The following is a 22,530-nucleotide window of genomic DNA, read 5'->3' as shown; positions in this document are numbered from 1 at the left end:
CTTAGCGGTCCACGTCGGCCATAACGAAATCGATACTACCCAGGTACGCGATCAAGTCCGCGACCATGCTGCCTTTGATCACCGAAGGGATCTGCTGCAGGTGGGCGAAGCTTGGGGTACGGATCCGGGTGCGGTAGCTCATGGTGCCGCCATCGCTCGTCAGGTAATAACTGTTGATACCCTTGGTCGCTTCGATCATCTGGAAGGATTCGTTGGCCGGCATGACCGGGCCCCACGAAACTTGCAGGAAGTGCGTGATCAGGGTTTCGATGTGCTGCAGCGTGCGCTCTTTCGGCGGCGGCGTGGTCAGCGGGTGATCCGCCTTGTACGGGCCTTCCGGCATGTTGCGCAGGCACTGGTCGATGATCTTGATGCTCTGGCGCATTTCTTCCACGCGCACGATGCAACGGTCATAGGCATCGCCGTTGGCGGCCAGCGGTACTTCGAATTCGAAGTTCTCGTAGCCCGAGTACGGACGCGCCTTACGCAGGTCGAAGTCGCAACCGGTGGAACGCAGACCGGCACCGGTGACACCCCATTCCAGGGCTTGCTTGGTGTTGTAGTCGGCGACGCCGATGGTACGGCCACGCAGGATGCTGTTGTCCAGGGCGGCCTTCTGGTATTCGTCCAGACGCTTTGGCATCCACTCGACGAAATCCTTGACCAGCTTTTCCCAGCCGCGCGGCAGGTCGTGGGCGACGCCACCAATGCGGTACCAGGCCGGGTGCAGGCGGAAACCGGTGATGGCTTCGATCACGGTGTAGGCGCGCTGACGGTCGGTGAAGGTGAAGAACACCGGGGTCATGGCGCCAACGTCCTGGATGTAGGTACCCAGGAACAGCAGGTGGCTGGTGATCCGGAAGAACTCGGCCATCATGATGCGGATGACGTCGACCTTCTCTGGCACCTTGATGCCGGCCAGCTTCTCGACCGAAAGCACGTACGGCAGGTTGTTCATCACGCCGCCGAGGTAGTCGATACGGTCGGTGTACGGGATGAAGCTGTGCCAGGACTGACGCTCGGCCATCTTCTCGGCACCACGGTGGTGGTAACCGATGTCCGGTACGCAATCGACGATCTCTTCACCGTCCAGCTGCAGGATGATGCGGAATGCACCGTGCGCGGAAGGGTGGTTCGGGCCGAGGTTGAGGAACATGTAGTCCTCGTTCGGGCCGGAACGTTTCATGCCCCAGTCTTCCGGCTTGAAGCGCGCGGACTCTTCTTCGAGCTGCTGCTTGGCCAGGTTCAGGGTGAACGGATCGAACTCGGTGGCGCGGGCCGGGAAGTCCTTGCGCAGCGGGTGACCTTCCCAGGTCGGCGGCATCATGATGCGCGACAGGTGCGGGTGGCCTTTGAAGTCGATGCCGTACATGTCCCAGACTTCACGCTCGTACCAGTTGGCGTTCGGCCAGATGCTGGTGACGGTCGGCAAGCTGAGGTCGCTCTCGGACAAGGCGACCTTGATCATCACGTCACTATTACGCTCGATCGACATCAAGTGATAGAAGACGGAGAAGTCGACGCCGTTGGGCAGCCCTTGACGCTTGGTGCGCAGACGCTCGTCCACGCCGTGCAGGTCATAGAGCATGACGTACGGCTTGGGCAGGTTGCGCAGGAAGGTCAGGACTTCGACGAGTTTGGCGCGGGCAACCCAAAGCACCGGCATGCCGGTGCGGGTAGGCTGGGCGGTGAATGCCTCGGGGCCAAAACGGTTGTTCAGTTCGACGACCACATCCTGGTCGTCTGCCTTGTAAGGCGGGATGTACAGAGCACTGCCTGTAGTCATGGTTATTTATCGCTTTCGGTCAACGTAAAGAATGAAGCCAGTTTTTCGTTTCTTTGAAACAGCGGAACTGGATCAGACTTCGTCGGGGCTGCGCAGGTTGGTTACCTGAATACGCTGTTCGCGGCGCTTTTCCTTTTCCGATGGCATGTCGGCGCGATAGACGCCTTGATCGCCAACGACCCAGGAAAGTGGGCGACGCTCCTGGCCAATCGACTCCTGCAGCAGCATCAAGCCTTGCAGGAAAGCCTCAGGGCGAGGCGGGCAGCCAGGCACGTAGACGTCCACGGGCAGGAACTTGTCCACCCCTTGAACCACGGAGTAGATGTCGTACATGCCACCAGAGTTGGCGCACGAACCCATGGAGATAACCCATTTCGGTTCGAGCATCTGCTCGTAGAGACGCTGGATGATCGGCGCCATCTTGATAAAGCAGGTACCGGCGATAACCATGAAATCCGCCTGGCGCGGTGATGCCCGGATAACTTCGGCGCCAAAGCGCGCGATGTCGTGGGGCGCCGTGAAGGCGGTGGTCATTTCCACGTAGCAGCACGAAAGGCCGAAGTTATACGGCCACAGGGAGTTCTTGCGACCCCAGTTGATGGCGCCGCTAAGCACGTCTTCGAGCTTGCCCATGAAAATGTTTTTGTGGACTTGATCTTCTAACGGATCGGAAACGGTTTCCCGTTGGCCAATCGGATACTGCTCGTTAGGAGCATCGGGGTCGATCCTGGTGAGATTGTATTGCATTGCCAAAGCCTCATTGTTTCAGCTTCGCTTGCCGCTTGCGCCGAGCTTCCGGAGCCCAGTCAAGGGCGCCCACTCGGAATAGGTAGACAAGACCTGCCAACAGAATTGCTATGAAAACGAGAGCTTCGACGAATCCGGTCCAGCCGCTTTCGCGGACGGACACAGACCATGCAAAGAGAAAGAGGGCTTCGATATCGAAAATCACGAAGAGCATCGCGACCAGATAGAATTTGGCTGAGAGCCGCAAGCGGGCGCCACCTGTAGGTAGCATGCCGGACTCGAACGGTTCGTTTTTGCTGCGGCCCCAGGCTTTTGACCCGAGGAGGCTGGAGACGCCCAGCATGAAGGCACAGAGGCCGATGACGCCTAGAAGGAAAATGGCAAAGCCCCAGTTGTGGGCCATGAGTCCTGTCGCTTCGGGCATGCTGGTAATCCTTAACAGAGAGCAAGGGTCTCTGAGCTTGAAAAGAAACAATGCAGTGACGATATGTCGCAGCAATCAATCCCGCTGATTTTATGGCTAAACACCCTGCAAGTAAAATTCCTATAGCGAAATTATTTATAGGAATAAGGACATAGCGATGCCCCAAAACCCCTGTAGCCCTTGCGTTGCGGGCATTAGCCGATTTTTCGTCAATTATGTTTTGTAGGTAATGTAACGAAGATAGTTTTAGCTAAATGATAATCAATATTGTTTGGCTTGGATTTTAAACTGTTTATCCGGTTTGAAGTTGGGAAGTTGTCTTATATGGGGGTTACTGCAAGTAGCGGTGGTGGAGGTTTTAGCGGACTTTCCTGGCGTCGATAGCGCTCTGCGTAGGTGATTTTCTGCGAACACCACCGCCCCTTGTAGGAGCGAGCCCGCTCGCGATAGCGGTCTGTCAGGCCACATCTCTGCCAAATGTGAGTGCCTCATCGCGAGCAGGCTCGCTCCTACAAGGATTTGCGGTGTGAATTGCGCGCAAAAAAACGCCCCGAACCAGGCGGGGCGTCAGATGTGCAGCGTTGCGGTTAGCTTTTCAGTCGGTCCGCAGCGGCTGATGTCTTAGACGAAGCAGAATCAGTGGAACTGTTCTTCTTCAGTCGAACCGGTCAGCGCGGTCACCGAAGACGAACCACCCTGGATCACGGTGGTCATGTCGTCGAAGTAGCCGGTACCCACTTCCTGCTGGTGAGCCACGAAGGTGTAACCCTTGGCGGCGTCAGCGAATTCCTGCTCTTGCAGCTTCACGTAGGCAGTCATGTCGTTGCGGGCGTAGTCGTGCGCCAGGTTGAACATGCTGTGCCACATGTTGTGAATGCCGGCCAGGGTGATGAACTGGTGCTTGTAGCCCATGGCGGACAGTTCGCGCTGGAACTTGGCGATGGTCGCGTCGTCCAGGTTTTTCTTCCAGTTGAAGGAAGGCGAGCAGTTGTACGACAGCAGTTGGTCCGGGTATTCCTTCTTGATCGCTTCGGCGAAGCGACGAGCCTCGTCCAGGTCCGGCTTGGCGGTTTCGCACCAGATCAGGTCGGCGTACGGCGCGTAGGCCAGGCCACGAGCGATCGCCTGGTCCAGGCCGGCGCGTACTTTGTAGAAGCCTTCCTGGGTGCGTTCGCCAGTCACGAATGGCTGGTCGTACGGGTCGCAGTCGGAGGTCAGCAGGTCGGCTGCGTTGGCGTCGGTACGGGCCAGGATGATGGTCGGAGTACCGGCAACGTCAGCTGCCAGACGGGCAGCGACCAGCTTCTGCACTGCTTCCTGGGTAGGAACCAGTACCTTGCCGCCCATGTGACCGCATTTCTTCACGGAAGCCAGTTGGTCTTCGAAGTGAACGCCGGCGGCGCCTGCTTCGATCATGCTCTTCATCAGCTCGTAGGCGTTCAGTACGCCGCCGAAACCGGCTTCAGCGTCAGCCACGATTGGCGCGAAGTAGTCGATGTAGCCTTCGTCGCCCGGATTCTTGCCGGCTTTCCACTGGATCTGGTCGGCGCGACGGAACGAGTTGTTGATGCGCTTGACCACGGTTGGAACCGAGTCCACCGGGTACAGCGACTGGTCCGGGTACATCGATTCGGCGGAGTTGTTGTCCGCGGCTACTTGCCAGCCCGACAGGTAGATCGCCTGGATACCGGCTTTGACTTGTTGTACGGCCTGGCCGCCGGTCAGGGCGCCCATGCAGTTGACGAAATCTTTCTCTGGACGGAAGGATGGCTTGGCACCCTGGGTGACCAGGTTCCACAGCTTCTCGGCGCCCATTCTTGCAAAGGTGTGCTCTGGTTGAACCGAGCCACGCAGGCGGACGACGTCAGCAGCAGAGTAGGTGCGTGTCACGCCTTTCCAGCGCGGGTTTTCAGCCCAGTCTTTTTCAAGGGCTGCAATTTGCTGTTCGCGTGTCAGTGCCATGGAGATAAACCTCGTCGCGTCTTTATGAAAAGTTGTTCTGCGGTGGAATATTCATGCGCTCGCTGACCAGAGACTTTGGTGCTCAGGTCGGTATCGGCGGGGATGGCGACGGGATGAACGATGGGCTCGAGGGGAAGTGAGCAGGTAAGGGCGAAACTGCGGGCGCATTCGGGCGTCGTGGGCCTTGGTACGAACATCAGTGTGGTGCCGGGTTTACCTAATTACGCTTCCGTCCCTCGGGACAACTTCGTTCCAGTCGGCAACCTCGTCAAACACACCTTGTGGGCGGTACAGACACGAAGCGGTTCGCGGGGGTAGTAGCGAACATCGCCTCGAAGGCCCTTGCCAGGGCCTCTGATTAGCGGGAGCGAGGCCATCATGCCTTCGCTTTTTTGCCTCGTCAAACATTTTGTAGTGCTTTTTTTTCAGCACTACATCTTTGGTCTAATACGACTCGCCAGTCAGTTTTCGGTGTCTCAGTCCAAAGTATCGACTTTCACCCGCAGGGTCATGTCATTGCGGCTCTGGGTAGAGTAACTGCGGGCTATGCCTTGTTTGTCGGCCTGTGTCTGGCCATTGACGCCGGCCAGCAGGATCCATTCGCCCAGGCGGCCGGTGACGGTTGTGTCGGTGCTTTGCACGTTCACTACATCGGGACGTTCCTGGCTCATGCGGTCATGGTTGGTACTGATCGACAGGTGGACGATCTCGCCGGTGACGCTGGCGGTGACGTAGAAACCCTGGGTGACGTTGCGGTATTGGGTCTGGCTGCTGTAACCGCCATAGGAGTCGCTCTGGCTGCTGGTGATCGGTACGCTCTGACCAACCTGGATCAGGGCCGGCATGCCATCGGTGGCCTGGATTTGCTGAATGCCGCCGTCACGGCTATCGGTGCTACGATTGATGATGCGGACCTGGCTGGGTTTGGCGCCGTTGACCGAATAGCCCTGATCGCCCTGAACGTTGTTTTCGTTGGTGTCGACGGTGATCAGCAAGCGCTTGGGGGCGGTATCGAGTTGACCGATCAAGGTCTTAAGTTCGTCGATTTTGCGCTGATCGGCGTTGACAATGAGTTGATTGCCGTAGGCGCTGACCTGGCCTTCCTTACCGATGAAATTTTGCGCCACCGGCAGCATGTCAGCGCTGGTGTGATAGTTCAGGGGCACGATTTCGGTGGCCGCCATGGCTGAAAAACTGCATGCCACCAGCAGTGTGCTGAGCAGGGTGCGTAGGGACATTTCCGTTATCTCCGACTTCGAATTCTTGATCTGTAGGAGCGAGCCTGCTCGCGATGGTGTTGAGCGATTACGTGGGAAGCCTGATACCCCGCGGTGCTCTCAAGTGCATCGCGAGCAGGCTCGCTCCTACAGGTAAAGGTGAATGTGTTGATAGTGCCAGTTTGTCGGCCTGTATTGGGTCTAGTTGAATCCTAGACAGCAAAACGCCCCGGCATCCGAAAATGGCGGGGCGTTTTGTGGTGTGTTTCACAGCCTGTTCGCGATTGCCTCAGGCGGAATGGCGCACCATGTCCACATGCGGAATTCCTGCTTCCAGAAACTCCTCACTGACCATGCTGAAGCCCAGGCGCTCATAGAACGCCGTGGCCTGAACCTGAGCGCTGAGCATCTGCTGCTTCAGGCCGCGCTTCTCGGCTTCGTCGATCACCGCGTGCATCAGTGCATCGCCGACTTTCAGACCGCGCCAGTCCTTGAGCACCGACACACGGCCAACGTGGCCATCAGGCAGCAGGCGTGCGGTGCCAATGGGAAAGTCGCCTTCGAGGGCGAGGAAATGCACGGCCGTCACATCGTCGGCATCCCATTCCAGTTCAGGCGGAACGGACTGCTCGGCGACGAACACCGCTTCACGAATGCGCCGGATCTCGGCGTTGTCCTTTTGCCAGTCTGCGACACGTACGTGAATCTTATTCATCGGCAAACCCCAGGCTTCCTTGCTTGACCAGTTCACACAACAGGCCGCGGCCGTCTTCGTCGCTCAGCCAATCACCGAGGTTATCGGTATGCAGGGCGTCAGCCGAGCAGATCAGCTTCAGCAGTTCGCGCAGCTTGCCCGGCAGATAACGGCTCTGGCCGCTGGCGAACAGCAGCAGATCGTCATCGACTTCGGACCACGCCAGGCGTGCGCTCGGGTTGCGGATCAGGATGGCGCCGTCTTCGAGTGCGCTGAGGAAGTCTTCTTCTTCGACGTCTTCCGGGCCGACCACGAGCTCTGGATAACGTGGCTCGGTCATGTACTGGCCGAACCAGGTCAGCAGCAGGCGTTCGTCGCTCATGTGTTCGGCGAGCAGGGCCTTGAGGCGTCCGAGGGCGTCATGCTGGATCTGATGTGGATCATCGCTGACTGGTTTCGCATCAGCGTCGGTGTAGCGCTCTTCGTCAGTCAAAAACTGGCTGAGGAAGTCGGTGAAGTGGGTCAGCACTTCAGCGGCGCTCGGTGCGCGGAAGCCAACCGAGTAGGTCATGCAGTCGTCCACGGCCACGCCGCAGTGAGCCAGGCGCGGCGGCAGGTACAGCATGTCGCCTGGTTCCAGTACCCATTCTTCGGTCTGTTCGAATTCGGCGAGGATGCGCAGGTCGGCGTGCTGCAGCAGCGGGCTTTCGGTGTCGCACATCTGGCCGATTTTCCAGTTGCGCTTGCCGTGGCCTTGCAGCAGGAACACGTCGTAGTTGTCGAAGTGCGGACCGACGCTGCCGCCTGGAGCGGCGAAGCTGATCATCACGTCGTCGACGCGCCAGCTTGGCAGGAAGCGGAAGTTTTCCAGCAACTCGCTGACTTCCGGCACGAACTGGTCGACCGCCTGCACCAGCAGGGTCCAGTCGCGCTCCGGCAATTTGCTGAATTCGTCTTCGGCGAACGGGCCGCGACGCAACTCCCATGGGCGCTCGCCGTTCTCGATCACCAGGCGCGATTCGACTTCTTCTTCCAGGGCCAGGCCGGCGAGTTCGTCGGCGTCGATCGGGCTTTCGAAATCAGGAATCGCCTGACGGATCAGCAGTGGTTTTTTCTGCCAGTAATCGCGCATGAACTCGCGCGCCGTAAGACCACCCAGAAGTTGAAGAGGAATATCGGGATTCATATGTAACCTATTGAAAAAAAGCATTTTTCAGACGGGAATAAAAACGCCCGGCGCGGCCGGGCGTCTCAAACGGGTCAAGCAGTCGATCAGATGCGTTTTGCTTGCGCTACAGCGTTGCCGATGTAGTTGGCCGGAGTCAGTTGCTTGAGCTCGGCTTTCGCTTCGGCTGGCATCTCCAGGCCATCGATGAAAGTCTGCAGCGCTTCTGGGCTGATGCCCTTGCCGCGCGTCAGTTCTTTCAGCTTCTCGTACGGGTTTTCGATGTTGTAGCGGCGCATCACGGTCTGGATCGGCTCGGCGAGGACTTCCCAGCAGGCGTCCAGGTCTTCGGCGATCTTCTGCGCGTTCAGCTCAAGCTTGCTGATGCCTTTGAGGCTCGCTTCGTACGCGATCACGCTGTGGGCGAAGCCGACACCGAGGTTGCGCAGGACGGTGGAGTCCGTCAGATCGCGCTGCCAGCGTGAGATCGGCAGCTTGCTCGCCAGGTGCTGGAACAGTGCGTTGGCGATACCCAGGTTGCCTTCGGAGTTTTCGAAGTCGATCGGGTTGACCTTGTGCGGCATGGTCGACGAACCGATTTCGCCAGCGATGGTGCGCTGTTTGAAATAACCCAGGGAGATGTAGCCCCAGATATCGCGGTCGAAGTCGATCAGGATGGTGTTGAAACGCGCGATCGCGTCGAACAGCTCGGCGATGTAATCGTGCGGCTCGATCTGCGTGGTGTACGGGTTGAAGCCCAGACCCAGCTCGTCTTCGATGAAGGCGCGGGCGTTGGCTTCCCAGTCGATCTGCGGGTAGGCCGACAGGTGCGCGTTGTAGTTGCCGACGGCGCCGTTGATCTTGCCCAGCAGCGGAACGGCGGCGACCTGAGCGATCTGGCGCTCCAGGCGGTAAACCACGTTGGCCAGTTCTTTGCCCAGGGTGGTCGGCGAAGCCGGTTGACCGTGGGTGCGCGACAGCATTGGCACGTCAGCGAAACGCTGGGCCAGTTCGCGGATGGCGTTGGCGGTCTGGCGCATCAGCGGCAGCATCACGTCATCACGGCCTTCGCGCAGCATCAGGGCGTGGGACAGGTTGTTGATGTCCTCGCTGGTGCAGGCGAAGTGGATGAATTCGCTGACCTTGGCCAGTTCCGGCAGTTTGGCCGCTTGCTCTTTGAGCAGGTATTCGATGGCTTTGACGTCGTGGTTGGTGGTGCGCTCGATCTCTTTGACGCGCTCGGCGTGTTCCAGAGAGAAGTTTTCCGCCAAGGCGTTGAGTACAGCGTTGGCTTCGGCGGAGAACGCCGGCACTTCGCTGATGGCAGGGTGAGCGGCCAGGCGCTGGAGCCAGCGTACTTCAACCAGAACGCGGGCACGGATCAGGCCGTACTCGCTGAAAATTGGGCGCAGGGCCTGGGTTTTGCCGGCGTAGCGGCCGTCAACAGGGGAAACCGCAGTGAGCGAAGAGAGCTGCATGGGGTGTTCTCGGACAGTCGGGCAACGAAATGGGGCGCGTATCATACATGAAAATATCCGCGGGTCCGTCGCCAACTGACCAGCGTATTACGCGTTACAGACTACAAAAGGGTGCCGCCGATGCGTTTCAGCTGCTGCGCATCAACGGGTACAGTTCTTTGAGCAGCTTGCGGCGGCTGATTACCAGCTGCCAGCGGTGACCACCCAGCTGCCGCCACAGGCGTGCCGAACGGATGCCGGCGAGCAGCAGGGCGCGAATTTTCGAGGCGTTGCTCGGTTGCTGCAGGTTGCGCATGTCACCGTGCACCTGAATGCGTTGGCGCAGGGTGCTCAGGGTGTCCTGGTACAGCGCGCCGCAGGCGGCGACCACGTTTTCGTGGGCCGGGCCGAAATGGTCGACCTGGGACTGAATCTGCGGCAGGCGCTTGCCGATGATGTCGAGCATGTCATCGCGCTTGGCCAGCTGTCGCTCAAGGCCGAGCATGGACAGTGCATAGCGCAGCGGTTCGCGCTGCAGAGCGCTCGGGTCGCGTTCGAGGGCGCCGATCAGAGCGCGGTAACCTTCGCGCAGATTGATGTCGTCGCCGCCGTAGACTTCCAGGGTGTCCTTGGGGTCGCGGATCAACAGGCTGCCGAGCATGCAGGTCAGGCCTGCTTCGTTGGTCTGACCGGTCTTGGCGATTCTGTCCACCAGCACGGCGGCGAGAAACACGCCGCCCAGCGCTGTCAGTTGCTCCTGAATGGGGCTCATTGCTGTTCGCCTTTGAGAGCGCCTTTGCTGGTCCATGGCTCGGCGACTTCGATCACGCCGCCGCCGAGGCAGATTTCGCCGTCGTAAAACACCACGGACTGGCCTGGAGTGACCGCGCGTTGCGGGTCATCGAAGGTTGCGCGGTAGCCGGTGGCGGTTTTTTCCAGGGTGCAGGGCTGGTCGCACTGGCGGTAGCGGACCTTGGCAGTCAGTCTGCGCGGCTGGCTCAGGTCGATCGGATTAACCCAATAGATGTCGGAGGCGAGCAGGGCGCGGGAGAACAGATACGGATGATCATTGCCCTGGCCTACGATCAGTTCGTTGTGCTCCAGGTCCTTGATCAGGACGTACCACGGCTCGTCGCCAGCATCTTTCAGGCCGCCAATGCCCAGGCCCTGGCGCTGACCGATCGTGTGGTACATCAGGCCGTGATGACGGCCAATGACTTCGCCTTCGGTGGTTTTGATTTCACCCGGTTGAGCCGGCAGGTACTGCTTGAGGAAGTCAGTGAAACGACGCTCGCCGATGAAGCAGATCCCGGTGGAATCCTTTTTCTTCGCGGTCGCCAGTTCGTACTTCTCGGCGATTGCGCGCACCTGGGGCTTTTCCAGTTCGCCGACCGGGAACAGGGTCTTGGCGATCTGTTCGCCGCCGACGGCGTGCAGGAAGTAGCTCTGGTCCTTGTTCGGGTCCAGGCCCTTGAGCAGTTCGGTGCGACCGTCGATGTCGCGGCGGCGCACGTAGTGACCGGTGGCGATCAGGTCGGCACCGAGCATCATCGCGTAGTCGAGGAACGCCTTGAACTTGATCTCGCGGTTGCACAGGATGTCCGGGTTCGGCGTGCGGCCGGCCTTGTACTCTTCAAGGAAGTGCTCGAAGACGTTGTCCCAGTATTCGGCGGCGAAGTTGGCGGTGTGCAGCTTGATGCCGATTTTGTCGCAAACGGCCTGGGCGTCCGCCAGGTCATCCATGGCGGTGCAATATTCGGTTCCGTCGTCTTCTTCCCAGTTCTTCATGAACAGGCCTTCCACCTCGTAGCCCTGCTCGATCAGCAGGAGAGCGGAAACGGAAGAGTCCACGCCGCCGGACATGCCGACAATGACGCGCTTCTTTTGTGTATCAGAAGGGGCTGGATCACGCATAGGAATTCAATGAGTGTCTTGAAAAAGGACGCGATTCTATCAGGCTCGCGCGCGCAAGGCTAAAGGGAAGGGCGGATCAATTCGAGGCTGAAGTGATTGCCGGCCAGATAATCATCGATGCAGCGAATGATCAGCTCGCTGCGCCAGTTGTCGCGCTGCTCGATTAATTCTTCGTGGGTCAACCACTTGGCGCCGACGATGCCGTCGTCCAGTGGGTAATCGGGATGGTGTTTCAGCGCTTTGGCGATGAAGCACACCCGTTGATAGGTTACGCCGTTGCTGGGGGCGGTATAGAGGTAAATGCCCAGCACGCCGGTCGGCTCGACGTCCCAGCCGGTTTCCTCGAGGGTTTCGCGTACGGCCGCTTCGATCAGGGTTTCGTTCGGGTCCAGGTGGCCGGCGGGCTGGTTGAGCACGTTACGGCCACCCTTGGATTCTTCGACCATCAGGAAGCGGCCGTTGTCTTCGACGATGGTGGCGACGGTGATGTGGGGTTGCCAGTCCATGGGGTTCCTCCATAGCAGAATTACATAAGTCACTGTAGGAGCGAGCCTGCTCGCGATCGCGGTGGGGCAGTCGACACCAATGTTGAATGATAAACCGCTATCGCGAGCAGGCTCGCTCCTACAGTGGGGATTTTAGGCAATTCAGAAACAGAAACCCCGGCATGGAGGCCGGGGTTTCTTTACTTCCTTACAACCTTACACCAGCGCAGCAATCGCCGCGTTGAGCGTGGCGCTCGGGCGCATGGCCTTGCTGATCAGCTCGGCATTGGCGTGGTAGTAACCGCCGATGTCCACTGGCTTGCCTTGAACGGCGTTGAGCTCGGCAACGATGGTTGCTTCGTTCTCGGTCAGGGTCTTGGCCAGCGGTGCGAACTGTGCTTGCAGTGCAGCGTCTTCGGTCTGGGCGGCCAGGGCCTGAGCCCAGTACAGCGCCAGGTAGAAGTGGCTGCCGCGGTTGTCGATGTTGCCGACTTTACGCGATGGCGACTTGTTGTTGTCCAGGAACAGGCCGGTCGCCTGATCCAGGGTCTTGGCCAGAACCAGCGCCTTGGCGTTGTTGTAGGTCACGCCCAGGTGTTCCAGGGAAGCGGCCAGGGCCAGGAACTCGCCCAGGGAATCCCAGCGCAGGAAGTTTTCTTCCAGCAACTGCTGAACGTGCTTCGGAGCCGAACCGCCGGCGCCGGTTTCGAACAGGCCGCCACCGTTCATCAGCGGCACGATCGACAGCATCTTGGCGCTGGTGCCCAGTTCCATGATCGGGAACAGGTCGGTCAGGTAGTCACGCAGAACGTTACCGGTGACCGAAATGGTGTCCTTGCCTTCGCGGGTGCGCTGCAGGGTGTACTTCATCGCGGCGACTGGTGCCATGATCTGGATGTCCAGGCCGGCAGTGTCGTGATCCTTCAGGTAAGCCTGAACTTTCTCGATCACCACGCCGTCGTGGGCGCGCATCGGGTCCAGCCAGAAAATGGCCGGAGTGGCGCTTGCGCGGGCACGGTTGACGGCCAGCTTGACCCAATCCTGGATCGGCGCGTCCTTGGTCTGGCACATGCGGAAGATGTCGCCGGCTTCAACGGCCTGCTCCATCAGCACGGTGCCTTTGCTGTCGGTCACGCGAACCACGCCGTCGACCTTGATCTGGAAGGTCTTGTCGTGGGAGCCGTACTCTTCGGCTTTCTTGGCCATCAGGCCAACGTTCGGCACGCTGCCCATGGTGGTCGGATCGAACGCACCGTTTGCCTTGCAGTCTTCGATCACTGCCTGGTAGATGGTGGCGTAGCAGCGATCCGGGATCACGGCCTTGGTGTCGTGCAGCTGGCCATCGGTGCCCCACATCTTGCCGGAGTCACGGATCATGGCAGGCATCGAGGCGTCGACGATGACGTCGCTCGGCACGTGCAGGTTGGTGATGCCCTTGTCGGAGTTGACCATCGCCAGCGAAGGACGAGCGGCGTAGACCGCCTGGATATCGGCTTCGATAGCGGCTTGCTGCTCGGCCGGCAGGGATTTGATGCGGGCGTACAGGTCGCCGATGCCGTTGTTCAGGTTGAAGCCGATCTGTGCCAGCACGTCAGCGTGCTTGGTCAGGGCTTCTTTATAGAACTCGGCAACGATCTGGCCGAACATGATCGGGTCGGAGACCTTCATCATGGTGGCTTTGAGGTGAACCGACAGCAGCACGCCTTGTTGCTTGGCGCTTTCGATTTCGGCGGCGATGAAGGCACGCAGGGCGTTTTTGCTCATCACGGCGCAGTCGAGGATCTCGCCAGCCTGAACGCTGGTTTTTTCCTTCAGGACGGTGGCGGTGCCGTCTTGCGCGATCAGTTCGATCTTCACGGCGTCAGCGGCGTCGATCAGGGCGGCTTTTTCGCTGCCGTAGAAGTCACCGGTGCTCATGTGCGCTACGTGGGACTTGGAGTCCGCAGCCCAGGCGCCCATTTTGTGCGGGTGCTTGCGCGCGTAGTTCTTGACCGACAGCGGGGCGCGACGGTCGGAGTTGCCTTCACGCAGAACCGGGTTCACGGCGCTGCCCTTGACCTTGTCGTAGCGGGCCTTGGCTTCTTTGTCGGCGTCGCAGGTCACGGTTTCCGGGTAGTCCGGCAGGTTGTAGCCCTGGGCTTGCAGTTCCTTGATCGCGGCTTGCAGTTGCGGAACCGAGGCGCTGATGTTCGGCAGCTTGATGATGTTGGCTTCAGGCGTAACGGCCAGTTCGCCCAGTTCGGCGAGGTGGTCGGCTACGGCTTTGTCGCCCAGTTGCTCGGGGAAGCTGGCCAGGATGCGCCCTGCTAGGGAGATATCGCGGGTTTCCATGGCGATATCGGCGGAGGCGGTGAAGGCCTCTACGATTGGCAGCAGTGAATAGGTGGCGAGGGCGGGAGCTTCGTCGGTGAAGGTATAGATGATCTTCGAGCGGGTGGGCATATTCGGATTAACTCTCTCTTCTTTGCTAAAGCGTGCGCAGAAACTCGAGGGGCGCCGGGTAAGCGCGTTCGTTCAAAGTCATCCATGAGCCGAATATCGAGGTTTCTATGCGGTGATGTTGGGTGCATCAGTCGAGCGTCAAGCAGGTGGGCTGAGGTAACAGCCCGGCTTTTGGCGGAAAGTCTCGGCTACGTTTTCCGGTAGCAGGAGAGGTCAGCCGTTGTGACCCGATGGTCAGCGGGCGGCATTATACATAGGTAGCTGGCAATCTGCCGATGGTTCATGCGGATCGATTCTCGTCCATTGGTCTAAAGGTCGCAGGGGCGACCCGCAGGCGACGTCATTCGTCGTGCTTGAGAATGGCGGTTTTCCCTTTGCTTTCAGGCTTGTAGCTCGCCAAAGACGGGGCTTTGCAGCAGATCGACGGAACATAGGGTTTGCGCGTTGATTTAACTGGGTTACGCTCGAACCAAGCCAGATGTTCAATCCAATCGATGGAGTTCAGCATGGGTTACAAGAAGATTCAGGTTCCAGCCGTCGGCGACAAAATCACCGTCAATGCAGACCATTCTCTCAATGTTCCTGACAATCCGATCATCCCGTTCATCGAAGGCGACGGTATTGGCGTCGACGTCAGTCCCGTCATGATCAAAGTGGTTGATGCTGCCGTGGAAAAGGCCTATGGGGGCAAGCGCAAGATTTCCTGGATGGAAGTCTATGCCGGCGAGAAAGCCACCCAGGTCTATGACCAGGACACCTGGCTGCCCCAGGAAACCCTGGATGCCGTGAAAGATTACGTGGTTTCCATCAAGGGCCCGCTGACCACGCCAGTCGGTGGTGGTATCCGCTCGCTCAACGTTGCCCTGCGCCAACAGCTGGATCTGTATGTCTGCCTGCGGCCGGTGGTGTGGTTCCAGGGTGTTCCGAGCCCGGTGAAAAAGCCTGGCGACGTCGATATGGTGATCTTCCGCGAGAACTCCGAAGACATCTATGCCGGTATCGAATGGAAGGCCGGCTCGCCTGAAGCCAATAAAGTCATCAAGTTCCTGAAGGAAGAAATGGGTGTCACCAAGATCCGTTTCGACCAGGACTGCGGCATCGGCATCAAGCCGGTGTCGAAAGAAGGCACCCAGCGCCTGGTGCGCAAGGCCTTGCAGTACGTAGTGGACAACGACCGCAAGTCGCTGACCATCGTGCACAAGGGCAACATCATGAAATTCACCGAAGGTGCCTTCAAGGACTGGGGCTATGAGGTGGCGAAGAACGAATTCGGCGCCGAGCTGCTCGATGGCGGCCCGTGGATGAAGTTCAAGAACCCGAAAACCGGTCGCGAAGTCATCGTCAAGGATGCCATCGCCGACGCCATGCTCCAGCAGATCCTGCTGCGCCCGGCCGAATACGACGTGATTGCCACGCTGAACCTCAACGGCGACTACCTCTCCGACGCCCTGGCGGCGGAAGTGGGTGGTATCGGTATCGCACCGGGCGCCAACCTTTCGGACACCGTGGCCATGTTCGAGGCCACCCATGGCACTGCGCCGAAGTACGCCGGCAAGGATCAGGTCAACCCGGGTTCGGTGATTCTTTCGGCGGAGATGATGCTGCGTCACCTGGGCTGGACCGAGGCGGCGGACCTGATCATCAAGGGCACCAACGGCGCGATCGCGGCCAAGACCGTGACCTATGACTTCGAGCGTCTGATGGAAGGCGCCACGCTGGTTTCGTCTTCCGGATTCGGTGAAGCCCTGATCAAGCACATGTAAGCCCGTCCAGGCTGCAAAAAAATACGCCCGGCTCAAGTGATTGAGCCGGGCGGTTTTTTATGACTGGATTGCGAGCGGGTCGATCAGCTCAGGGCCGTGTCATGGGCGCTGTCGGGCACCGCGACTGCCGCCGCATCAGTATTCTTGATCGCAGCGTCATGAATCTCGACCGCATGCAGGCCCTTGGGCCCCTGAATAATATTGAAGGTGACTGCCTGGCCAGCCTTCAGGGTTTTGTAGCCTTCCATCTTGATGGCCGAGTAGTGGGCAAACAGGTCTTCTGTCTTGCCGTCCTCGTTGATGAAGCCATATCCCTTGGCATTGTTGAACCATTTCACCTTGCCGAACGCCATGCTCATATCCCTCTGCAACAGACCCCATCACTGGAGTATCATCCAGTCCATCCGCAGTCGCTTCTTCAAAAGAAGTTGACTCCGCGGATCTTTTTTACCCACTGTGGGCTCTATTGGTTGTAACACCGTTTTGCCGATAGTCAAGTTGACCCGGCAGGTCGGAGTTGAAATCGCCCAGGACCGCCCCCACCACTGCATTTGCACAACTGACGAACCTTTCTTTCCATGCATGCAATCAGCCAGATTCGACTAACATTCAATCAGGATCGCCCGTTTCTCCAGAAGGATCATCCAGAGGAACACGACGACGATTCCGCAGGCGTTGCTGTTCAGGAGGCCAAGCCTGCTTTACAGGCGCCGCCGATGTACAAGGTTGTTCTGTTTAATGATGACTACACACCGATGGATTTCGTCGTCGAAGTGCTCGAGGTGTTTTTTAACCTGAATCGCGAGCTGGCGACCAAGGTCATGCTGGCCGTCCATACAGAAGGACGGGCAGTATGTGGAGTGTTTACCCGCGACATCGCCGAGACCAAGGCCATGCAGGTCAACCAGTACGCCAGGGAAAGCCAGCATCCGCTACTCTGTGAAATCGAGAAGGACGGTTAATCGCCGGACACTTGGGTATGAGGTGAAGCTATGTTAAACCGCGAGCTCGAAGTCACCCTCAATCTTGCCTTCAAGGAGGCCCGTTCGAAGCGTCATGAGTTCATGACCGTCGAGCATCTCCTGCTGGCCCTATTGGACAATGAGGCTGCCGCCACCGTTCTGCGTGCGTGCGGCGCAAACCTCGACAAACTCAAGCATGACCTGCAGGAGTTCATCGATTCCACCACGCCATTGATCCCCGTGCATGACGAGGATCGCGAGACCCAGCCAACCCTGGGCTTCCAGCGTGTCCTGCAACGTGCTGTGTTTCACGTACAGAGCTCGGGCAAACGCGAAGTGACTGGCGCCAACGTGCTGGTTGCGATCTTCAGTGAGCAAGAGAGTCAGGCAGTGTTCCTGCTGAAACAGCAGAGCGTTGCCCGTATCGATGTCGTCAACTACATCGCCCACGGCATTTCCAAGGTGCCAGGGCACGGCGATCACTCCGAGGGCGAGCAAGATATGCAGGACGACGAGGGCGGTGAGTCTTCTTCTTCAGGCAACCCGCTGGACGCTTATGCCAGCAACCTCAATGAACTCGCACGCCAGGGTCGTATCGATCCGCTGGTGGGGCGTGAGCTGGAGGTCGAGCGCGTTGCGCAGATTCTGGCCCGTCGTCGCAAAAACAATCCTCTGCTTGTAGGCGAGGCGGGCGTGGGTAAAACCGCGATTGCCGAAGGCCTGGCCAAGCGCATTGTCGACAACCAGGTGCCGGACCTGCTGAGCAACAGCGTCGTCTATTCCCTGGACCTCGGTGCACTGCTCGCCGGCACCAAGTATCGCGGTGATTTCGAGAAGCGCTTCAAGGCGCTGCTCAACGAGCTGAAAAAACGTCCGCAAGCCATCCTTTTCATCGACGAGATCCACACCATCATCGGTGCGGGTGCCGCGTCTGGTGGTGTCATGGATGCCTCGAACCTGCTCAAGCCGCTGCTCTCGTCCGGTGATATCCGGTGCATCGGCTCGACCACCTTCCAGGAATTCCGCGGGATCTTCGAGAAGGACCGTGCCCTGGCCCGGCGCTTCCAGAAGGTCGATGTGACAGAGCCTTCGGTGGAAGACACCATCGGTATTTTGCGCGGCTTGAAAGGGCGTTTCGAAACCCATCACAACATCGAGTACAGCGATGAAGCCCTGCGTGCCGCTGCTGAACTGGCGTCGCGCTATATCAATGACCGGCACATGCCGGACAAGGCCATCGACGTCATCGACGAGGCGGGCGCCTATCAGCGTCTGCAACCGGTCGAGAAACGCGTGAAGCGCATCGATGTGCCGCAAGTCGAAGATATCGTCGCGAAAATCGCGCGGATTCCGCCAAAACACGTCACCAGCTCCGACAAGGAACTGCTGCGTAACCTTGAGCGCGACCTGAAGCTGACCGTGTTCGGTCAGGACGCGGCCATCGATTCGTTGGCAACTGCGATCAAGCTGTCCCGCGCGGGGCTCAAGTCGCCGGACAAGCCGGTTGGTTCGTTCCTGTTCGCCGGTCCTACCGGTGTTGGTAAAACCGAAGCGGCGCGGCAATTGGCCAAAGCGCTGGGTGTCGAACTGGTTCGATTCGACATGTCCGAATACATGGAACGTCACACCGTATCGCGTCTGATCGGTGCGCCTCCAGGCTATGTCGGGTTCGATCAGGGCGGTCTGCTGACCGAAGCCATCACCAAGCAGCCGCATTGCGTGCTGTTGCTCGATGAAATCGAGAAGGCACATCCGGAAGTCTTCAACCTGCTGTTGCAGGTTATGGACCACGGTACGCTGACCGACAACAACGGGCGCAAGGCGGACTTCCGTAACGTGATCGTCATCATGACGACCAACGCCGGTGCAGAGACCGCGGCACGTGCTTCGATCGGTTTCACCCTTCAGGATCACTCGTCCGATGCGATGGAAGTGATCAAGAAGAGCTTCACGCCTGAATTCCGTAACCGTCTGGATACCATCATCCAGTTTGGTCGCCTCAGTCACGAGGTCATCAAGAGCGTGGTGGACAAGTTCCTTATCGAACTTCAGGCGCAACTGGAAGACAAGCGTGTCTTGCTGGAAGTCACCGACGCTGCCCGCAGCTGGCTGGCGGCCGGTGGTTACGATGCAATGATGGGTGCTCGACCCATGGCGCGCCTGATCCAGGACAAGATCAAGCGTCCATTGGCGGAGGAGATTCTCTTTGGCGAGCTGGCCGAGCATGGCGGTGTGGTACACATCGACATCAAGGACGGCGAGCTGACCTTCGACTTCGAGACCACGGCCGAAATGGCCTGACGTTGATCGCAACAAAGCAAAAAGGCGCCGTTTGGCGCCTTTTTGCTGTCTGTCAAATCGCAGGCAAACAAAAACGCCCGGCAATGCCGGGCGTCTTGTATTGACCTGCTTAGCGAGCGCGGTAAGTGATGCGCCCTTTGCTCAAGTCATAGGGCGTCAGCTCGACGCGCACTTTGTCACCGGTAAGAATACGAATGTAGTTCTTGCGCATCTTGCCGGAGATATGCGCGGTTACGACGTGCCCATTTTCCAATTCCACGCGAAACATGGTGTTTGGCAGGGTGTCGACGACAGTGCCTTCCATTTCGAAGCTGTCTTCTTTCGACATGCAGTAAAGCCCTCGGTGTCCAGTGAATGGCCCGGTGCAACTGCGCCAGGCAAAAGCGGCGTGCATTGTGCCCGAAAAGTGGGGGGCAAGCCAAGGGGTTTAAGGGGTTGTGCTAGTTCAGGACGACCCAGCGCTGGTTTACCAGCAGCTCGATGGGGCGATATTGGGTCTTGTAGCTCATTTTTTTGCAGTTTTTGATCCAGTAGCCCAGATACACCGCTTCCAGGCCCAGGCGGCGGGCCTCGGCAATCTGCCAGAGGATGGCGAACCGCCCCAGGCTGCGGCGCTCTTCATCCGGTTCATAGAAGGTGTAGACCGCCGACAGGCCGTTCGGCAGAAGGTCGGTGACAGCAATCGCTACCAGCCGGCCATCGAGGCGGAATTCGTAGAAGCGTGAAAACGGCAGGTCGCGGACCAGGAACGTCGAAAACTGATCGCGACTGGGCGGGTACATGTCGCCGTCGGCGTGCCGCTGCTCGATGTAGCGCTGGTAAAGGTCGAAGTACTCTTCACTGAAACCTGGCCGGGCGGGGCGCACCTGCAGGTCGGCGTTGCGCTTGAAAATGCGTTTCTGCTGGCGGTTGGGGGTGAATTGCGCCACGGGGATGCGCGCCGGTACGCACGCATTGCAGTTCTGGCAATGAGGTCGATACAGATGGTCGCCACTGCGACGAAAACCCATTTCCGACAGATCTGCATAGACATGCACATCCATGGGCTGGCTAGGGTCGAGGAACAGGGTCGTGGCCTGCTCTTCAGGCAGATAGCTGCAAGAGTGGGGTTGAGTGGCATAAAACTTCAAACGCGCCAACTCGGTCATGATCAACCCTCGGGATAAGCTTTTGATTAATTGTAAGCCACGCTGGGAAAAGTCGCTCAGCAAACCCAGGTTGCGCGATTGGGCTTGTCTAGATACTGCGACAGGTAGCCGGCGAACGCGCTTCGGGGAATTGCCCTGGCGCCCAGGCTGTGCAGATGATCGGTCGGCATCTGGCAATCTATCAGCACAAAGCCCGATTCCTTGAGGTGTCGCACCAGTGTTGCAAAGCCATATTTTGAGGCATTGTCGGCTCGGCTGAACATGGATTCACCGAAAAATAGCTGGCCCATTGCCAAGCCATACAGTCCTCCAACGAGCACACCCTTGTCCCAGACCTCCACCGAATGCGCATAACCGCGCTTGTGCAATTGCAGGTAGGCGTCCTGCATGGCGCCGGTAATCCAGGTGCCGTCGGCGTATTCCCGTGGCTCGGCGCAGGCGTGGATGACGGCGGCGAAATCCCGGTCGAAGGTCACTTGGAAGCGTTGTTGGCGCAATAATTTGCTAAGGCTGCGGGACGCGTGCAGTTCGTCTGGAAACAAGACGGTGCGCGGATCTGGCGACCACCACAGAATCGGCTGGCCTTCGGAAAACCATGGGAAGCAGCCGTGGCGGTAAGCCTGAATCAACCGGTCGGCAGACAGGTCACCGCCAGCGGCGAGCAAGCCATTGGGGTCGCGCATGGCCTTTTCCAGCGGCGGGAAAGTCAGGGAGTTGCGTTGTAACCAAGTCAGCATGGCGTCCGGGCTTGCAGAAGGGGAGGGGAGTGGCGGGCTCGAAGCCCGCCACCAGTGTGCCGTCAAGCGACGGGAATGTCGTCGAGGTATTTTTCCGCGTCAAGGGCCGCCATGCAGCCTGCCCCGGCGGACGTCACTGCCTGGCGATAAACATGATCGGCCACATCACCGGCGGCAAACACGCCGGCGATGGCGGTCGAGGTGGCATCGCCTTCGCTGCCACCCAAAACCCGCAGATACCCATCGCGCATTTCCAGCTGGCCGACGAACAGATCGGTATTGGGCTTGTGGCCGATGGCGATGAACACGCCGGCCACCGCCAGTTCGGTGAATTCGCCAGTGTGACTGTCACGCAGACGGGCGCCGGTCACGCCGCTGGCATCGCCCAGTACTTCATCGAGATTCTGGTTCCAGTGCAGGCGAATATTGCCGTTGGCGGCTTTGTCGAAGAGTTTGTCCTGAAGAATCTTTTCCGAGCGCAACTTGTCGCGACGGTGGATCAGATGAACTTCCTTGGCGATATTCGACAGATACAACGCTTCTTCAACGGCGGTATTGCCGCCACCAACCACCGCGACAATTTGATTGCGATAGAAGAAACCGTCGCAGGTCGCGCAGGCGGAGACCCCCTTGCCGGCAAAAGTTTCTTCCGACGGCAGCCCCAGATATTGCGCGGATGCGCCGGTGGCGATAATCAACGCATCGCAGGTATAAGTGCCGCTATCGCCGGTTAATTCGAACGGGCGTTGCTGCAACTTGGCCGTATGGATGTGGTCGTAAACGATCTGTGTATCGAAGCGTTCGGCATGTCTTTGCATGCGCTCCATCAGGACCGGGCCGGTGAGACCTTCGACATCACCCGGCCAGTTGTCGACTTCGACCGTGGTGGTGAGCTGGCCACCTGCCTGTATGCCGGTAATGACAACGGGTTTGAGGTTGGCGCGGGCGGCATACACGGCTGCGCTGTAACCGGCAGGGCCGGAGCCGAGAATGATCAGGCGGTGATGTTGCGCTGCGCTCATAAAAACACCTCATAAGCCTTTGTCACAAAAGAAAATGCGTGCTCAAATTGAGCCGCATGTAATGGGCTTTTGACTATGCTGCATACAGTGTTTCAAACATGGCATCGGACGAACAAACCCGTACAATGCGCGGTTGTAACAGTGTTTGAAACAATGCTCGAAACAAGAGTAGCGTTGCGCTTCGTGTTTATAAATGCAGGGGCGCAGTGTTAAAAGTAGTCCCGGTTGAGCGTGTTCACTTTTTTACCTGCCTGGATTGGGCAGTTTTTAGACAATCATCAGATGGACGCGCCATTGGCGCAGG

The 22,530-nt window shown here is 58.7% G+C and carries 20 protein-coding genes; 3 read left to right on the top strand and 17 right to left on the bottom strand.

Going from position 1 to position 22,530, the window contains the following annotated elements:
• Position 1 precedes the first annotated feature (1 nt).
• From nuoC to DKY63_RS08635, 12 genes are all read right to left on the bottom strand, one after another.
• A complete protein-coding gene (gene nuoC / locus DKY63_RS08690; protein WP_110963737.1) occupies positions 2-1,786 on the bottom strand; it encodes an NADH-quinone oxidoreductase subunit C/D in 1,785 nt (594 codons plus the stop codon).
• A gap of 72 nt (positions 1,787-1,858) precedes the next feature.
• Positions 1,859-2,533, bottom strand: coding sequence for a NuoB/complex I 20 kDa subunit family protein (locus tag DKY63_RS08685; RefSeq protein WP_110963736.1), 675 nt, complete (start codon positions 2,531-2,533; stop codon positions 1,859-1,861).
• 10 nt (positions 2,534-2,543) lie between these two features.
• On the bottom strand, positions 2,544-2,957 hold the full coding sequence (locus tag DKY63_RS08680) for an NADH-quinone oxidoreductase subunit A (protein ID WP_077045930.1): 414 nt from the start codon (positions 2,955-2,957) through the stop codon (positions 2,544-2,546).
• 636 nt (positions 2,958-3,593) lie between these two features.
• Entirely contained in the window at positions 3,594-4,919 is a 1,326-nt protein-coding gene (gene aceA, locus DKY63_RS08675) for an isocitrate lyase (RefSeq protein WP_110963735.1), read from the bottom strand.
• Between the two features lie 476 nt (positions 4,920-5,395).
• A complete protein-coding gene (locus DKY63_RS08670; protein WP_110963734.1) occupies positions 5,396-6,157 on the bottom strand; it encodes a secretin N-terminal domain-containing protein in 762 nt (253 codons plus the stop codon).
• Positions 6,158-6,425: 268 nt separating this feature from the next.
• Complete coding sequence (locus DKY63_RS08665) at positions 6,426-6,851, bottom strand: GNAT family N-acetyltransferase (RefSeq protein ID WP_110963733.1); 426 nt, start codon at positions 6,849-6,851, stop codon at positions 6,426-6,428.
• On the bottom strand, positions 6,844-8,016 hold the full coding sequence (locus DKY63_RS08660; protein WP_110963732.1) for a cupin domain-containing protein: 1,173 nt from the start codon (positions 8,014-8,016) through the stop codon (positions 6,844-6,846). The genes DKY63_RS08665 and DKY63_RS08660 overlap by 8 nt, the downstream gene beginning before the upstream one ends.
• 86 nt (positions 8,017-8,102) lie before the next feature.
• A complete protein-coding gene (gene purB, locus DKY63_RS08655; protein WP_110963731.1) occupies positions 8,103-9,473 on the bottom strand; it encodes an adenylosuccinate lyase in 1,371 nt (456 codons plus the stop codon).
• 127 nt (positions 9,474-9,600) lie between these two features.
• Entirely contained in the window at positions 9,601-10,224 is a 624-nt protein-coding gene (hflD, locus tag DKY63_RS08650) for a high frequency lysogenization protein HflD (protein WP_110963730.1), read from the bottom strand.
• The gene (gene mnmA, locus DKY63_RS08645; RefSeq protein ID WP_110963729.1) at positions 10,221-11,366 is read right to left on the bottom strand and encodes a tRNA 2-thiouridine(34) synthase MnmA; all 1,146 of its coding nucleotides are present in this window, start codon (positions 11,364-11,366) and stop codon (positions 10,221-10,223) included. The genes hflD and mnmA overlap by 4 nt, the downstream gene beginning before the upstream one ends.
• A gap of 59 nt (positions 11,367-11,425) precedes the next feature.
• A complete protein-coding gene (locus tag DKY63_RS08640; protein WP_110963728.1) occupies positions 11,426-11,872 on the bottom strand; it encodes an NUDIX hydrolase in 447 nt (148 codons plus the stop codon).
• Between the two features lie 195 nt (positions 11,873-12,067).
• Complete coding sequence (locus tag DKY63_RS08635) at positions 12,068-14,293, bottom strand: NADP-dependent isocitrate dehydrogenase (RefSeq protein ID WP_110963727.1); 2,226 nt, start codon at positions 14,291-14,293, stop codon at positions 12,068-12,070.
• A gap of 506 nt (positions 14,294-14,799) precedes the next feature.
• Here DKY63_RS08635 and icd point away from each other — a divergent pair.
• Positions 14,800-16,056, top strand: coding sequence for an NADP-dependent isocitrate dehydrogenase (gene icd / locus DKY63_RS08630; protein ID WP_110963726.1), 1,257 nt, complete (start codon positions 14,800-14,802; stop codon positions 16,054-16,056).
• 83 nt (positions 16,057-16,139) lie between these two features.
• Here the strand turns inward: icd and cspD are convergent, their stop codons facing one another.
• Entirely contained in the window at positions 16,140-16,409 is a 270-nt protein-coding gene (gene cspD, locus DKY63_RS32875; protein WP_110967887.1) for a cold shock domain-containing protein CspD, read from the bottom strand.
• A 225-nt stretch (positions 16,410-16,634) separates the two neighbouring features.
• Between cspD and clpS the strand changes: the two genes are divergently transcribed.
• Together clpS and clpA are read left to right on the top strand one after the other, a co-directional pair.
• Complete coding sequence (gene clpS, locus DKY63_RS08620; RefSeq protein ID WP_110963725.1) at positions 16,635-17,018, top strand: ATP-dependent Clp protease adapter ClpS; 384 nt, start codon at positions 16,635-16,637, stop codon at positions 17,016-17,018.
• Between the two features lie 30 nt (positions 17,019-17,048).
• Positions 17,049-19,319: an ATP-dependent Clp protease ATP-binding subunit ClpA gene (clpA, locus tag DKY63_RS08615; protein ID WP_110963724.1), complete on the top strand. Its 2,271-nt coding sequence runs from the start codon at positions 17,049-17,051 to the stop codon at positions 19,317-19,319.
• A 109-nt stretch (positions 19,320-19,428) separates the two neighbouring features.
• On the opposite strand, the gene infA is transcribed toward clpA, so the two are convergent.
• The 4 genes from infA to trxB form a co-directional block, all read right to left on the bottom strand.
• Positions 19,429-19,647 (bottom strand): translation initiation factor IF-1, encoded by a 219-nt coding sequence (gene infA, locus DKY63_RS08610; protein WP_002553999.1) that lies wholly within the window; start codon positions 19,645-19,647, stop codon positions 19,429-19,431.
• 112 nt (positions 19,648-19,759) lie between these two features.
• Entirely contained in the window at positions 19,760-20,467 is a 708-nt protein-coding gene (locus tag DKY63_RS08605) for an arginyltransferase (protein ID WP_110963723.1), read from the bottom strand.
• A gap of 56 nt (positions 20,468-20,523) precedes the next feature.
• The gene (aat, locus tag DKY63_RS08600) at positions 20,524-21,204 is read right to left on the bottom strand and encodes a leucyl/phenylalanyl-tRNA--protein transferase (protein ID WP_110963722.1); all 681 of its coding nucleotides are present in this window, start codon (positions 21,202-21,204) and stop codon (positions 20,524-20,526) included.
• A 62-nt stretch (positions 21,205-21,266) separates the two neighbouring features.
• Entirely contained in the window at positions 21,267-22,226 is a 960-nt protein-coding gene (gene trxB / locus DKY63_RS08595; protein ID WP_110963721.1) for a thioredoxin-disulfide reductase, read from the bottom strand.
• Positions 22,227-22,530: the final 304 nt, after the last annotated feature.

Origin of the sequence: Pseudomonas putida, assembly GCF_003228315.1 — a bacterium.
GTDB lineage: Bacteria > Pseudomonadota > Gammaproteobacteria > Pseudomonadales > Pseudomonadaceae > Aquipseudomonas > Aquipseudomonas putida_S.
This window is presented reverse-complemented; position numbering and strand designations above follow the sequence as displayed.